We start from the raw sequence: 12,619 nt of genomic DNA on the forward strand, positions 1-12,619 counted from the left end.
GTCAATCCCTCTTTCCGTAGGTGAGATGAACCTCCAGCCTCTCCAGCACGATCTCCTGGCAGCAGTAGGGGAGCCGGTTGACGATGCTCAGTTCGGCCTCGTTGGGGCCGACGCGACAGGCCTCCGGCGGGACGGCGAAGTCCAGGCACAGCAAGCGCCGGTCGGGGTCCGCTGCGTAGCGGCCGCTGCCACCCGAGGGCGGCTGGGGGCGGGGCGAGAAGACCTGCGGGTCCTTCCAGGCGAAGTCCACAGTGGGCTGCGGCAGGGGCACGCCGTTGAGCGAGGCGGCCAACGTGTCGCCCTCGCGCGCGCCGAACAGCACCGCGCGCAGCCGCACCTGCACCGCCTGGCGAGACAGGTCGTCGGACACGCGGATCGGCAAGCACGCCGGCGTGCCGTCGTGGCGCAGGGCCAGGGGCAGCGGCGCGTCGTCATTGCGGTTGAAGGCCCCCTCGGCCCACGGGTACCCGCCGCGGCGCTCGACCGCGAAGACCTTGTCCCGCCCCGCCATGGCCCGCGCGTCGCCCACCTCCAGGTAGGCCTCCGCGTGCGTGGAGGGCGCCTCATTGAAGGTGCCCCGGCCCCAGCGCGCCAGCGCCGCCTCGGCCACCTCGGCCGGGGCATTGCCCCAGTTGAAGGTCACGACGCTGTCCGCGCCCTGCTGCCACCAGTTGGCGAACACGCCGCGCAGGAACTCGAGCGGCTGGAAGCGGTAGCCGTCGGTCGCGTGGTGGTCGTCGCAGCAGGGCTGCAGCTTCACTGTGTCGCCGACGACGGCGCGGAAGCCCTCGATGTCCACACTCATGGAGCGCGTACCGAGCGTGAGCATGTCCACCAGCCCCTCCCGTGCCCATGCCCACACATCGAAGCCGTCCGCGCGACAACTCGCGAGCGTGTTAGGGATGCGTGCCCCCAGCAGCAACGGCCTGCCGCGTCGCGCCGCGGTCTCCTGCAGCATGGCGCGGACCAGGCGCAGGAACTCGGTCACGCCCTCGCGCAGTTCCCACTGCCGCCCCACCGGCAGGCACGGGATGTGGCGGGCCAGATCCAGCTGGAAGCCGTCGAGGTCGTACCGGTCGGCCAGCTCGCGCACAATGGCGAGGTGGTGCTCCCGCACCTCGGGCACGGCGTAGTTCCACAGGCCCTGCCACCACCAGGTCTTGAGGACCCAATCCGGGTGCGCGGCCTTGACCGGGTTCATGTGGTCCATCATCAGCTCGGTCTCGCGGTCGAGGCCCGCGAGGGGGTTGATGTCCACCTCGCTGACGCGGTGGTTCCAGAAGCACTCGAGCCCGCGCTTGTGGGTGGCCCGCACCAGCTCGCCCACCCACTCGGTGCCCCGGTCCCACCAGAGCTTGAGGCCGGGATGCTCGAAACGCGGCAGGACCTCGCTAGGGTACGCGGCCCAGCTCCCCCAGCCGATGTCCCAGATGATCGCGTCTATCATGCTGCCGGGCGTGTCCATGCAGTGGAAGCGGAAGGCGAGCCACTCGTCGAAGGGGGCGCCAAGCTGGCCGTGGGCGTCGTACTGAACGACGAGGCGGCGGGGGCGGTTGAGGGCGTCGAGGTGGGTCATGGGTGGCTCCTACGGCGAACGGCTTGCCGGCTGGAAGCTGGCGCTCCTACGGCGACGGCTTGCCAGCAGGATGCTGGCGCTCCTACGGCCACGGCCTCCTACGGCTAGACGAGAGCCAGCGCCCGCCGCGCGATCTCCTGGCGCCGCACCGCGTACACGTCGTCGGGCGGGACGATCCGCTTCAGGGCGCGCTCCAGGCGCGGGGCGGCGTACTGCAGTTCGTCCCGGACCAGGGCCGGCTCCATCTCCGTCAGCGCCCAGACGGTGTACCAGGAGGGAAAGAAGCGCCACGCGCCCTTGCCCAGGCGCGCGCGTTGCAGGTTCTGCAGGCCGTTGGCCAGACGCCGTTCCTGATGGTCGAGGCCGCCCACGAGCAAGTGCCGCCAGAAGGCGACCGTGCACGAGCCGCAGCAGTAGTACCCGCCGCGCGGACCGTCGGCCGGGTCGAGGCGCGCGGTCATGTGCTCCTCGGCGCGCTGGAGAGCGGCGGCGATGGGGCGCGTGGTCACGCCGAGCACAAGGAGCGCCCGACAGCCCTCGTGGCCGAGCTTGCAGGCCGTGCCGCCGCTGGTGGTCAGGGGCTCGCCGGTAAAGAGCCGGGCGGAGCCGGAGAAGTCCTGTGCGGTGGGCGCGGGCATGAACTCATACGAGCGCGGCTCGCCGCAGCGCCCGGCCAGCCACTTCGCGACGGCGGCGCGGTCGCGCTGGCTGATCTTGCGGCCGAGGAAGAGGGCCTCATTGACGGCATCGAGGGTGGACGCAAGGCTGGTCTCGTCGAGCATGGTACCGACCTCCGGGGCAGATGTCCCCTGGCAGAGGCTCAGGCGCCGGAAGCGGCGTCCTGTAAGACCAGAATGTCGGTATTGCCGAGCAGGAAGACCGTGTCACCATCCATGAGCAGGCGTCGTCCGGCGGCGCGGGTAGAGAGCGTCGCGACCGGGTGGGCCGCCCGGGACGCCCGGCCCCACGTGAAGCGCCACAACTCCACGCGCTTGCCGATCTGGATCACGAACCGGCCGGCGGTCGTCGTGGGGCAGATGGCGCCCCAGCCGGCGGGGACGGGCCAGGCCTCCGAGAGCGGCGCCAACGTCAGCGGCTCGCCGCCGATCTCCAGCAGGATGTCCGCGGCCGTGGCCGCGCCGAGGTTGAAGCTGCCCTGCAGGCGGCATAGCCACCGGCCGCGCCGCACCGGCCCGATGATCTGCACGGCCCGCGTGCCCGGCGGTGCCTCGAACTGGTCCAACACTCGCAGATCATCGGCCGCCAGCGCCGCCAGGAAGCACTTGTCACTCGTGGCCGGGCAGGACTGGCAGTCGGCGTCGAAGTGTGTCGCGGCCAGTAGGCGCTTCCCCGTCTTGTCATATGCGAGGCTGACGATGCGCTGGTCGGGAATGGGATTGACGGCGGTGACGTTCTCGCCGGTGACGGTGTCGTAGCGCGTCACGGCCGAGCCCAGGTGGCCGTAGTGGGCGCTGCAGGCGTAGTACAGGCAACGGCCGTCATCGGCCGCGGCGAGGGGCCGCATCGAGCCGGGCGGGTTGGCAACGGTGCGCGGGTTCTCGGGGAAATGCGGGTGGACCTGCGGGTCATACTCCACGAGGCGGCCGCCGCCATACTCGGCCATGTAGACCTTGCCGCCCAGGCGCCAGGTCTGCAGGATCTCGCCGCCGCCGGGGGCGGCACGGCCGCAATCATAGCCCCGCCCGGTCTTCAGGTTGATCTCATAGAACCGCTGGGTGATGAAGGGCGTGCCCAGCAGGCGGTCGCGGTCAATGAGCCGCAGGCAGTCAGTGTGCTGGACGGCCTCGGCCGGCAGCAGGCGGCTGACCTCCAGGCGGCCGGTCTGCAGGTCGTGGCGCGTGAACTCGCCATACATGCTGACGCTGACGAGCTTGCCGCCGGCGGTGAGGTTCACGTTCTGCAGGCCGCAGTTGGCGCACCGCGCCGTCTCCCGCACGTGGCCGGTCGCGAGGTCCCACAGCCCGACGACCGCATCGCCCTCCGCATAGGCCACGCCGGCGAAGGCCTGGCCATGGCGGGCGAACCAGGTCATCTCGCGGTCCGGTCGGGGACCGCCCCGGGCGAAGCGCCGCCGCAGCGGGTCATACCAGCCCCGGCTGGGGAAGTACACGCGGCCCGCGTCGTCGCGCACCAGGGAGTAGTAGGACGCTGCAGACATCTCGGCATGCAGGTCCACGGTGTCGCGCAGGCGCTCGGGGGCAATCGTGTCGGCCTGCGGGTCCCAATGCAGCAGCGAGGTGCCCGGGCATTCGGCCAGGACGGTGTAGGTGCCGTCGCCATTGGCGAAGTGGCCGTGCAGGCACCAGTCCGGCGCGACGTGCTCGTAGACGCGCGCCGTCTCCCGCCGCCGCGTGTCGAAGGAGACCGCTGTCGGCCCCGCACCCGCGTAGGTGTTGGCCACGGCAAGCAGCTTGCCGGTGGCGGGGTCGTAGGCCATACCGTGGAAGACGAGGCCGTAGGGAGCGCCGGTGGGGAAGCTCTCGTAGCGGCCGGTCTGCAGCTCCAGGCGCGTCACCTCGGTGAGACTGCCCCACAGCCAGAGCGTGTCGAGGTCCTCGGCAGCCACACTGTAGAAGCCCGGCTTGAGCGGGTCGGCGAACTGGTAGAGGCGGAAGGCGCCGGTCTCATCCACCAGCGCGCCGGTGCAGCCCGCCACGGAGTTCCAGGTGGTGATCCAGAAGCGCTCCGGCGCGCCGGGCTCCTGGCCCACAGGGAAGAGCAGGTTGTTGATGAACGGGTCGCGGCATGGCGGGATGGCGACCCGCCGCACACGGCGAGCGCCCGGGCGCGTGGGCATGGCAGCGATCATCTCCGGAAGCGGGCGGCCCGCCTACCAGGGCGGCAGGGGCAGCGTCCCGCCGTCGAGCACGAGAATCGTGCCGTCAATGTAGCTGGCCTCGTCGCTCATCAGGAAGGCGGCGGCGTTGGCGATGTCCAGCGGCTGGCCGAGGCGGCGCACCGGGATCTTCTGGGCGACTTCGGCGTAGATCTCTTCCTTGGACTGCTCCCACCCCGCGCATGTGGCCGCCAGCATCGGCGTGTCAATCGTCCCGGGCGAAACACCCACGACACGCACCTTCCCCGCGTGGTCGTTGCACATGCAGCGGATCATGGCTTCCAGCGCGGCCTTCGAGGCGCAGTACATGGCGTGCTGGGGGAAGCCGATCTGCGAGGCGACCGAGGTGGTAATGACGATGACGCCAGGCTTGTCCTGCTGCTCCATGGCGGCCACGACGTGCTTGGCCAGCAGGAAGTTGCCCTTGACGTTCACGCCGAAGACGAAGTCGTAGTCCGCCTCGGTGAAGTCGGTCACTTTGCCCTGCCGCCAGACGCCAGCGTTGGAGTGGCAGCAGTCAATCCGCCCGTGCAGGTCGAGCGCCTTCTGCACCAGCGCCTTGACGCTGTCTTCGCAGGTGACGTCGCAGTACACGAAGTCGGCGACATAGCCCTGGCCCTTCAGTTCGGCCTCGAGCGCCTGGCCCTCGGCCTCCTGGACGGAGGCGAAGACGACCCTGGCGCCCAGCTCGGCATAGCGACGGCTGCAGCCCTCGCCAATGCCGGAGGTGCCGCCAGTCAGCAGGATGACCTTGTCCTTGATGTTCATCGGGTTCACCAACTCTCTTGCAGTGCTGTACGAGCGGTCACCGACCGCGATAGCCGGCGTCCCCGGACGCCTCCGGGGGCCCCCAAGTGAACTTGGGGCGCAACGCGTTGTGGTGCGACGGAGGCAAGTCGCCATCGTGCTGCAGGCGTCCCACAACGATGCCGGGCCCCACCCCGGCCTCCGTGGCGAAGTGGAGCACGCTCTGGCGGCTGAGGCGGTAGGGACGCTGGCGGAACTGCCGGAGGGCGTCGGACCGAATGAGCGTCTCTTGCGCGAAGAGATCGGCCTCCTGTTCCTCGGGAGCCTCGGCGGGGTCGTCGAAGCTGATGTAGACCTTCTTCTTGCTGTGTCGCAGTAGCAGGTGGCCGATCTCGTGGAAGAGCGTGAACCAGAGCACATCCAGATACGCCCCGCGGAGGCTCAGCTCGATCACCGCCTTGTCGGGCCGGATCCACTGCGTCGCCCCGTGTGCGTAGGTGTGCGACAGGTGCGGCACGAGACACAGGGCCACCCCACAGCCGGCCAGGAGGTCGCGCAGCGTATGCTGGAAGGAGGCGTCGGCGCTGCACGTCAGTTGCCGCAGCAGCGGCAGGGCGGCCTTGAGCGCCTGCTCGTCGTAGGCGGCGGTGGACACCTCGGCCGCCGTCAACTCGCCCATGCGCAGCCAGGCGGCGAGGGCATACGGCGAGGGCTGCCTGTGAGCCGCGACGCGCAGGTTCGCGGTCAACGGGTACTGCCGCAGCAACGACTCAAAGGAGGCCACGCCCATGAAGCTGAGCAACTGCTCGGCTCGCCGACCTACCTGGGTGGCGGCCGCGACATAGCCGTATCTGACCAGCTCGGCATACGGGAACTGCCGCACGATCTCGGCGGCCTGCGACAGCTCATCCGCCTCGGCGGCTCGCTGCCGGAGTTCCTGGTAGGTGCTCTCCATGCCCACCCAGAACGAGGCGCTGAGCTGCAGCACCCGCTCCAGAGCCAGGGCCGTGTCGAAAGTCACCGACGACACGCCGCGGATGATCCGGCTGATGTGGTCCTTAGAGAGCCCGGTGCGGCGCGCCAGCTCCGCCTGCGTCATTCCGCGCTCCTCCAGCAGTTCGGCCAGCACCTCGCCGGGGGGCACCGGCGTCTGTGGCGTGTACCGCAGGCCTGCCTCAACCATGGTAGTCAATCACCTCCAGCACCACGACAACAGTCACCCGATCCGTGTCCACGGCGCCGTCGCCGCGGACAGGTAGCGGATCGTTGGCCGGGGCGAATACCAAGCGGAGCCCCCCTCTGAGGTCCAGAGCGTACTGGCCTTGTCGGTCGGCCTTGAGGGGATGACAGCGCCCCGGGGCATGGAACACCTGCGCCAGGTTCTCAGCGTGCGCCAGCGTCTGCAGTCTCACCTCAACCTTGCGCGCCGCGTCCGCTCCGTACCTGCGCCCGCACTCCCGTGGGTCGCTGAGCAGCCGCTGGAGGCGCTTGTCACGAAAGTAGACCTCCATGCCCCACCTGGATACATCATATTATAGTAGACCAAATACGTCTACAGAAAGTTCCACATCGTCCCGGCGTGGGCGGGGACGCCCGCGCCACCCGGGGCCCGGGTGCGCCTACACGCCCCAGTCCATGCCCGGTGCGAACTCCATGAACTCCATGACCGCCCCGTCCTTGTTCACGAACACGACCCGCAGGCCCGGCATGGCCTCGAACGGCCCCAGCAGGACCTCACAGCCGGCGATCTCGTCGTCCATGCAGTCGCACGCGAAGGCGATATGCGGCATCGTCCGCACGGCGTTCGCGACCGGCGTATCGGGCTCATAGCGCAGGAACTCGATCCGCTGCGGGTGCTTCATGGGGTCGGTGACGGACACCTTGGTGGCCGGAACGTAGGTCTCGCCGGGCTGCTTCTCCTCGGTCGGCAGACCGAAATGGTGGAACTTGCGCATGACGTTCTCCTCGGTGTGACGTGCAGGTGTGAATGGCGGCAGTGACTTCTCGCCGGCAGCGGCGGGCACCTGCCGGCCGGGGTTGAGCCGGGGGGGCGGCAGGAGGTTGCGGAACACTTGAGCGTAATCCGGAATGCGGCGAGCCCGGGGCGGGTAAACCAGCGGTGTGGGCATCGTCCGGGCAATCCGCCCACGGAGATGACGACGTGACGCTCCTTGCCGGTATCGCGTTGGGAATTGCCATCATACTCGCCGTGTGCAGTCTCGCCGCCCTGTGCGCGGCCGGCCGTGCTGACAGGGCCCTGGAGCGCTCCCGGGCCGCCAGGTCGGCGGTCCACCGGCTCGGTCAGTATGCCGCGACTTCCAGGAAGGCCTCGTAGGCCCACTGCTGCTCGTCCTCGGTGATGCCCAGGGCGCGCCAGTCGCCGTAGTCCTTGCACACAAAGCCCCCGCCCTGGCCCCCCAGTGCGTATCGCATCCGCCTGGCGTAGTCCTGGATGGTCTGCTTGTCGCGGGTCTGGAGGACCTTCTGGATGTCCACCGGGCACCAGAAGGTGACTCTGCCGGCGAAGTGGTCGGCCAGGCGCTGGAGGGGGTAGTTCTCCTGCTGGTCGAACTGCAGCACGTCCACGCCCACGGCGATCAGGTCGGGGATGATCTCCCACAGGTAGCCGCAGGAGTGCATCCAGACGGTCAGGCCGCGCTCATGGGCCCGACCCACGACGCGCTCGAAGCTCGGCAGGAACAGCTCGCGCCACATCGCCGGCGACACCAGCAGCCGCTCCTGGGTGCCCCAGTCCTCGCAGGTGAAGAGGCCATCGGCGCCGGCGTCCGCGTAGATGTCAATGATGCGCTCGACCAGGCCCACAACCATGTCGTTGAGGCGCCGCACCTGGTCGGGCTCGGCAGCGCAGTCCAGCAGGAACTGCTCGAAGCCCCGCATGTAGCGCGTGACGTTGAAGGCGAAGCCGGGGAAGGTGCCCAGGTGATACCGATCGGGGTCGGCGGCCCAGTTGGCCTTGACCGTTTCGTAGCGCGCCGGGTCGGCCAGCGTCGGGGGCGTGTAGCTGTCCAGGTCATCCCACGACTGGATGACGCCACGGATGACCTCGCCGCTGTGCCGCTCATCCACCTTGGCCCAGACATTGCCCCACTCGTCGCGGGAGCACTGGTAGCGGCCCTCGGCCCACTGCTCCTTGACGAAGTTGGGGTCTGCGGCGGCGCCGCCGCCGTGGAAGTCGTTCAGGCGCGCCTGGCCCTGGTAGCCGGAGAAGGCGAAGCCAATGCGTTCGGGGCTGTCGAAGGCGACCACGCGGCGGATGATCTCGCGGCTGTTCATGGAGCCCTCCCGGCTCGGCCTGTGACGTTACAGGCGGTATTCCCTCTCGATGAGGTCCGGTATGTCGGCGACGCTGGGCAGCAGGTGGGTATGGCGCACGCGGCCCAGCGTCTCGGCGGTGCCGGTGCCGGTGAGTACGCCGACCACCGCGCCGCAGCCGGCGTTCGTGCCGGCCTGCAGGTCGCGCGGGGTGTCGCCCACAGCCATGGCCGCCGCCGCCGTGGGGACGCCGGTCGCTTGCATCGCGGCGTAGATCATCCATGGGGCCGGCCGGGCCTCGGGCACGTCGTCGCTGCAGATGGCCGCATCCACCAGGTCACGCGTCCAGCCGAGCAGCTCGCGCACCAGCAGCAGCGTCGGACGACTGAAGCCGGTGGTCAGGGCGACTTTGAGGCCCTGCGCGCGCAGCCAGGCGAAGGTGTCGGCCGTGCCCGGCACGGCCTGGGCCGTGCGGCGCAACTGTGCTCCCAGCTCATCCTCGAACTCGGCCATCAACCGGTCCGTCGCCGGCAAGCCCGGCGCGCCGTGGCGGGCGACCATGGTGTCGAAGATCAGGCGCTTGGACGAGCCGCGGAAGGGCACCAGCTCCGCCTCCGGCACCGGCATCCGGTGGGCCTCGAAGACGGCCATGAAGACGCGGTCCACCAGGTTGTCGTCCACCAGCGTGGTGCCGGCGATGTCGAAGGTGGCCAGTTGTAGTGTGTAGCGGCTCAAGAGGGTTACACTCCCACGACGGATTCGACCATGACGTACCAGGGCGTGGGCGGCCGAGACAACAGGTCCCGTGCCCGGTCGGTGAAGGGCAGGACCATCGCCACTTCGCCCACGGCGCTGGTGAAACCGGCCTGCTGCAGGGCCTCGTGCTCCGGGGCGCGCACATCGTGCAGGGCCATCAGGCGCTCCTGTGAGGCGGCGGCCAGGAGATCACGCAGGCAGGCTGCGCCATCGTAGACGGCGTCCGAGATGACGGTCACCTGCGTCTGGCGGCCGTCCAGCAGCACTGAGACCCCCGCCAGCGCCGCCGTGCCCACGGTCCGGCCGGCACGCTCGGCCACGATTACCTGCACGGGCAGGGCGGCCGGCCGGTCCACCCGGTGCCAGCGCCACAGGTCGCCATCCAGGCGGGCGAAGCCCTCGTAGGCGGCATACTTGTCGTTGACGAGGGTGCGGACGGTGGCTGCCTCGTCGGCAGCCATCGGTCGGACGTCGCAGTCTCCTGCCGGTGCCGGGCGTGAGCCGGTCAGCATGGCGGCCTGGGCCCGAGTGATGTAGCCCAGCCGCGTGTAGAAGTGGTAGGGATGGTTGGCGGGGTTGGTGTACAGGACGCCGGCCTCGACGCTCTGCCGGCGCATCAGGTCATGCGCCATGTCCATGAGCTGATGGGCCAGACCGTGCCGCCGGTGGTCGGGATGGGTCGCGACCGTGTCCACGATGCCGCAGGGGATGAACTCGCCGCCCAGGCTCAACTCCTGCACGGCCACCAGGACGTTGGCGACCATCTCATCCCCGTCCAACGCCGCCACGCACAATCCCGGGGTACTGCCCGGCCGCCGGGCGTACCAGCGCGTGAACTCGGCATCCACGGCCGGCGCGCCCTCGTATTCGGCGAAGGCGAGGTTCGACAGCGCCGTCAGCTGCTCGGCCAGACGAGGCGTCTGCTCGTGGGTAACCAGGCGGTAGGGCATGGCGACCTCCGGGCGGGGGAATTCGCCCGGACAGCCACCATCTCCTGCCGCGGCCGGCAGGATGGTCGGCCTGGCGCGGCGAACCTCTCATCGTGCTGATAGCGCCAACTGCAGGGACGGCGCGATAGCCTGTCTCTGGCGAGGAGGTATGTCTGTTGCGACGCGATAGATGTGTTTGGGTGGCAATGGCCGTCTTGGTGCTATGGTTGGTTGTGGGCGCTTCCGTCGCGATGGCGCAGACCGCGGCGGACCCCAACGATGGCGACACGCCGGCGCGCATCCTGGGCACGCCCCCGGAAGCCACGCCGATGGTGCTGGTCTCGCGCACCCACGCGCTGGGGGCCGGGCAGGCCAACGTCACCGTGACTGAGCGGCTCGGCGGGGTCAGACTGATGGTGAAGATCACCGACGCGGCGCGCCAGCCCGACCCGCTAGCGTCGGTGGGGGTCTACGGCACCGGGTTCTTCGGCAGCCGCTGCCTGCGATTGGCGCCGGTCAGCCCCGGCGTCTATGCCTGCATGGCGAACCTGGCGGACGTGGACGAGTTGGCCGTGCGCGTGACGCGCCCGGGCCTCTCTCGCGTGTACTATGTGGGTCTCCCCGGCACGCGCCTCGGCTGGCGCTGCGAAGAGCGCTGACGGGCACGGCCAGCCCGCTCACACACCGGGAACCTTCCGCGCCCCGCCTGCCGTTTAGGGCAATTATATAACGTGGTTGCCCAACGACGGTAAGGCAAGGAGACTCGGATGAACATGCGTAGGTTGGTCATTCCGCTGGCGCTGGTCATCGTGCTGGCGCTGGTCGTCACGACGGTCGTCGCACTCGCCCAATCGACTCCGGGGAAGCCCGGCTGCGGCATGAGAGCAGGCGCGGGTTGTGGCATGGGCGCGGGTGGCGGCTGTGGCATGAAGCCCGGCGGCGGCATGGGGATGGGACGAGGCTGCGGGATGCGGATGGGGGGCGGCTGCGGCATGATGGCCATGGGCCGGGGCCGGGTGGCCGCGACGACGCGGGCACTGGCGTCCGGGCAGGTCACCCTCGCCGCGACGCCACGCGGGCTGCTGCTGCTCGTGGCGGACAAGTCCCATCAGGGCGATGCCAATGCCTCGGTCAGCGCCACAGGCTCGGGCACGGGCAAGGATGTGGGCCTGAAGGCTGAGCGGATAGGCGCCGGGCGCTTTGCGCTGCAGGGCGATGTGTCAGGGGTCAACGAGATCGCCGTGCGTGTCACCAAGGGCGCGATCTCCGAGTTGGTCTACTTCGGCGTCCCGACTCTCGCGGCCCGTGGCGGGGGCTGCCCCGGCGGCCGCGCCGGCTGCAAGTGCGGCGATGCCTGCAAGTGCGCCAGCGGCGACAGGAGCGCCTGCAAGTGTGGCGCGGCGTGCAAGTGCGCGGCCTGCGGCAAGCAGGGCGCGGCGGCGAAGTGCGGCGCCGGCTGCAGGTGCGCGCGTTGTGGTGGCCAGAAGTAGCCTGATCGGCCACTGCTGATGTGCCGACGGCCCACCCGATCGCGGGTGGGCCGTCATGATTCTGGAAGGGCTTCGTCAGGCGTAGACCATCTGGCCCTCGACGCGCCCCACGGGGACCTGCAGGCGCTGCCCCCCGAGCTCCACCAGGGTCTCCGGGTCGCGCCGCACGGCCTGCACCGCGTGTTCGAACATGTCGCCGGCGTTCAGGTAGCGCACGAGGGAGTCGCCGATGAACGCCTCGCGCTGCAGCCCGGCCTCCCACAGGCTCGTGTTCATGCGGTTGAAGTCATAGCGCCGGGTAGGGGCGTGCAGCAGCGTGGGGAGGGGGTGCGCCTGGCCCTCCTCGTCAATGATCGTGACGCGGGGGTGCTGCCGCAGGGGGAAGTACGGCAGTTGCTCCTGCTCCTCGACGGCGTGGAAGGTCGTGTTGCTGTTGTGGCCCACGCCGAGCAGCAGGAGACCGCCGCCCCACGCGGCCAGCTTGCGGAAGGGGCTCGTGGCTCCGCAGGGGGCCGGGCCGTGGTCGGCGGTGAGGGCCGCGGCCTGCGGGCCCGCCGCGCAAACCGAATGGGTGGCATGGTGGCTGCGGTGGGTCGCGACCTCGGTGCGGAACAGCTCGTAGGTCCGGCCGGTCCAGCAGGGACTGTGGCGCACGTCGAAGACCGGGGTCGCCTCCTCGCGCAGGCCGAAGGTGAAGCCGGGCATGGCGAGGGTCCCGCTCGGCCCGATCGCCGCGAGCAGGGCCTCGATGACCGTGCGAGCCCCGCCCTCGACATGCCCAAAGCGGCTCAGCGAGGCGTGGACGAAGATGAGGTCGCCCGCGCGCACGCCCAGCCCGCGCAGGCCCGTGATGAGGTCACCCTGAGTCACCCGTGCTTGTGCCATAGCCGCCGGACATTCTCCCCCCGGCGGGGAAGGTCCTCCGCCACCTCAGGCGAACCCTGCATCCTCAGGAACACCGTGGCCGTCGCCGCTGCTGTTGCCCTGAACC

Annotated in this window: 13 protein-coding genes; 2 read left to right on the forward strand and 11 right to left on the reverse strand. The window is 69.8% G+C overall.

What is annotated here, in order from left to right; all coding sequences use genetic code 11:
- Window position 1: 1 nt before the first annotated feature.
- The 10 genes from LLH23_17250 to LLH23_17295 form a co-directional block, all read right to left on the reverse strand.
- The gene (locus LLH23_17250; protein ID MCE5240212.1) at window positions 2-1,576 is read right to left on the reverse strand and encodes a family 10 glycosylhydrolase; all 1,575 of its coding nucleotides are present in this window, start codon (window positions 1,574-1,576) and stop codon (window positions 2-4) included.
- Window positions 1,577-1,680: 104 nt separating this feature from the next.
- Entirely contained in the window at window positions 1,681-2,358 is a 678-nt protein-coding gene (locus LLH23_17255; GenBank protein MCE5240213.1) for a hypothetical protein, read from the reverse strand.
- A gap of 38 nt (window positions 2,359-2,396) precedes the next feature.
- Window positions 2,397-4,394, reverse strand: coding sequence for a hypothetical protein (locus tag LLH23_17260; GenBank protein ID MCE5240214.1), 1,998 nt, complete (start codon window positions 4,392-4,394; stop codon window positions 2,397-2,399).
- A gap of 33 nt (window positions 4,395-4,427) precedes the next feature.
- A complete protein-coding gene (locus LLH23_17265; protein MCE5240215.1) occupies window positions 4,428-5,201 on the reverse strand; it encodes an SDR family oxidoreductase in 774 nt (257 codons plus the stop codon).
- 37 nt (window positions 5,202-5,238) lie between these two features.
- Window positions 5,239-6,363, reverse strand: coding sequence for a HigA family addiction module antitoxin (locus LLH23_17270; GenBank protein ID MCE5240216.1), 1,125 nt, complete (start codon window positions 6,361-6,363; stop codon window positions 5,239-5,241).
- On the reverse strand, window positions 6,356-6,691 hold the full coding sequence (locus tag LLH23_17275) for a killer suppression protein HigA (protein MCE5240217.1): 336 nt from the start codon (window positions 6,689-6,691) through the stop codon (window positions 6,356-6,358). Before LLH23_17275 ends, LLH23_17270 begins: the two co-directional genes overlap by 8 nt.
- Window positions 6,692-6,799: 108 nt before the next feature.
- Window positions 6,800-7,135, reverse strand: a complete 336-nt coding sequence (locus LLH23_17280; protein MCE5240218.1) for a hypothetical protein — start codon at window positions 7,133-7,135, stop codon at window positions 6,800-6,802.
- Window positions 7,136-7,481: 346 nt separating this feature from the next.
- Window positions 7,482-8,474 (reverse strand): hypothetical protein, encoded by a 993-nt coding sequence (locus LLH23_17285; protein ID MCE5240219.1) that lies wholly within the window; start codon window positions 8,472-8,474, stop codon window positions 7,482-7,484.
- 27 nt (window positions 8,475-8,501) lie between these two features.
- Window positions 8,502-9,188 carry an HAD-IA family hydrolase gene (locus LLH23_17290; GenBank protein ID MCE5240220.1) on the reverse strand — a complete coding sequence of 229 codons (687 nt, stop codon included), beginning with the start codon at window positions 9,186-9,188 and terminating at the stop codon, window positions 8,502-8,504.
- Window positions 9,189-9,193: 5 nt separating this feature from the next.
- Window positions 9,194-10,159, reverse strand: coding sequence for a GNAT family N-acetyltransferase (locus LLH23_17295; GenBank protein MCE5240221.1), 966 nt, complete (start codon window positions 10,157-10,159; stop codon window positions 9,194-9,196).
- Window positions 10,160-10,314: 155 nt separating this feature from the next.
- Between LLH23_17295 and LLH23_17300 the strand changes: the two genes are divergently transcribed.
- Both LLH23_17300 and LLH23_17305 read left to right on the forward strand, forming a co-directional pair.
- Window positions 10,315-10,797, forward strand: a complete 483-nt coding sequence (locus tag LLH23_17300) for a hypothetical protein (protein MCE5240222.1) — start codon at window positions 10,315-10,317, stop codon at window positions 10,795-10,797.
- A gap of 108 nt (window positions 10,798-10,905) precedes the next feature.
- The gene (locus LLH23_17305) at window positions 10,906-11,628 is read left to right on the forward strand and encodes a hypothetical protein (GenBank protein ID MCE5240223.1); all 723 of its coding nucleotides are present in this window, start codon (window positions 10,906-10,908) and stop codon (window positions 11,626-11,628) included.
- A gap of 75 nt (window positions 11,629-11,703) precedes the next feature.
- On the opposite strand, the gene LLH23_17310 is transcribed toward LLH23_17305, so the two are convergent.
- Complete coding sequence (locus tag LLH23_17310) at window positions 11,704-12,513, reverse strand: AAC(3) family N-acetyltransferase (protein MCE5240224.1); 810 nt, start codon at window positions 12,511-12,513, stop codon at window positions 11,704-11,706.
- Window positions 12,514-12,619: the final 106 nt, after the last annotated feature.

Source organism: bacterium, assembly GCA_021372615.1.
GTDB lineage: Bacteria > Armatimonadota > Zipacnadia > Zipacnadales > UBA11051 > JAJFUB01.

Coding starts and splice junctions, on each gene's coding strand:
- LLH23_17310 (MCE5240224.1), bottom strand. CDS start 12,513: ATGGCACAAGCACGGGTGACTCAGGGTGACCTCATCACGGGCCTGCGC.
- LLH23_17285 (MCE5240219.1), bottom strand. CDS start 8,474: ATGAACAGCCGCGAGATCATCCGCCGCGTGGTCGCCTTCGACAGCCCC.
- LLH23_17275 (MCE5240217.1), bottom strand. CDS start 6,691: ATGGAGGTCTACTTTCGTGACAAGCGCCTCCAGCGGCTGCTCAGCGAC.
- LLH23_17255 (MCE5240213.1), bottom strand. CDS start 2,358: ATGCTCGACGAGACCAGCCTTGCGTCCACCCTCGATGCCGTCAATGAG.
- LLH23_17305 (MCE5240223.1), top strand. CDS start 10,906: ATGAACATGCGTAGGTTGGTCATTCCGCTGGCGCTGGTCATCGTGCTG.
- LLH23_17250 (MCE5240212.1), bottom strand. CDS start 1,576: ATGACCCACCTCGACGCCCTCAACCGCCCCCGCCGCCTCGTCGTTCAG.
- LLH23_17280 (MCE5240218.1), bottom strand. CDS start 7,135: ATGCGCAAGTTCCACCATTTCGGTCTGCCGACCGAGGAGAAGCAGCCC.
- LLH23_17270 (MCE5240216.1), bottom strand. CDS start 6,363: ATGGTTGAGGCAGGCCTGCGGTACACGCCACAGACGCCGGTGCCCCCC.
- LLH23_17265 (MCE5240215.1), bottom strand. CDS start 5,201: ATGAACATCAAGGACAAGGTCATCCTGCTGACTGGCGGCACCTCCGGC.
- LLH23_17295 (MCE5240221.1), bottom strand. CDS start 10,159: ATGCCCTACCGCCTGGTTACCCACGAGCAGACGCCTCGTCTGGCCGAG.
- LLH23_17260 (MCE5240214.1), bottom strand. CDS start 4,394: ATGCCCACGCGCCCGGGCGCTCGCCGTGTGCGGCGGGTCGCCATCCCG.